The sequence below is a fragment of the Mycobacterium angelicum genome (genome assembly GCF_002086155.1).
Taxonomy (GTDB): domain Bacteria; phylum Actinomycetota; class Actinomycetes; order Mycobacteriales; family Mycobacteriaceae; genus Mycobacterium; species Mycobacterium angelicum.
The window spans coordinates 1-1073 of record NZ_MVHE01000213.1 but is presented as its reverse complement, the minus strand read 5'-3'; the positions used below and the strand labels follow the sequence as shown (position 1 = coordinate 1073).

Sequence of the window (1073 nt, the reverse complement as noted above, 5' to 3'; positions counted from 1 at the left end):
GGCGCCGCCGGCCCCGCCCGCGCCGCCTGCCCCGGCGTTGCCGCCGGTGCCGCCGGCCCCGCCGGCCCCGGCGTTGACACTCAACGTCCCGGCCGCGCCGTTGCCGCCGTCGCCGGGCGCGCCGCCGGCGCCGCCGTCACCGCCGGCCCCGCCGGCGCCGCGCACACCGTTGTGACCCGAGGCCGCCAGCGCCGCGCCGGCGGCGCCGCCGTTACCGCCGTCGCCGCCTTGGCCGCCAGTGCCGCCGTTACCGCCGGCCTGGCCGGCATCACCCAACGTGACCGCGTTCGCACCTCCGGTGCCGTTACCGCCGACACCGCCGCGCCCGCCGTTGCCGCCGGTTCCGCCGTTGCCGCCGTTGCCGGCGTGTGCCCCGCCATTGCCGCCGGTACCGCCGGCGCCCCCGGCGCCGCCGGTGCCGCCAACGCCCCCGGCCTGGCTGGGGGCCAGCGGCGAAGTGCCGGCCAACCCGGCCGCCCCATCGCCGCCGCGACCACCGGTGCCACCATTTCCGACCAGACCGGCAGCACCGCCCGCGCCGCCGGCACCGCCGTCGGCCCCGGCAGTGGTCGCGCTGCCGCCATTGCCGCCGGCCCCGCCATTGCCGCCGGTGCCGGGCCCGTCGTTGCCGGCGGTCGCGCCCATACCACCGGTATGACCTCCGGTACCGCCGGAAGCCCCACCCGCGCCGCCGACGCCGCCGACGCCGGGGTTGCCGCCGGCACCACCGGCGCCACCGTGCCCGGGCGCCGCTCCGGTGACACCGTTGCCGCCGGCCCCGCCGCTTCCGGCCGCACCGCCCAGCCCGCCGCTACCGCCCGTCCCACCATTGCCCGCAGCACCGGCGTGGCCGAACAGGCCGCCCGCGCCACCGGCTCCGCCGGTGCCGCCGGTGCCGCCGGTGCCGCCGATACCGCCGTCGCCGCCGCTGCCGCCAGTGGCGCCGTTGCCGCCGGTGATTACCGCGCCGTGGCCGCCCAGACCGCCATCACCGCCGGAAGCGCCCGCACCGCCAACCCCGCCAGCACCGCCCGCACCGCCGGCGCCGCCATCACCGATCAAACAACCGCCGA

General features: G+C 81.3%; 1 protein-coding gene. It reads right to left on the bottom strand.

Annotated features, from left to right (window positions below; genetic code table 11):
• Positions 1-1073: hypothetical protein (locus tag BST12_RS32585; protein WP_211281405.1), on the bottom strand; the 1073-nt coding region annotated here is incomplete at both ends.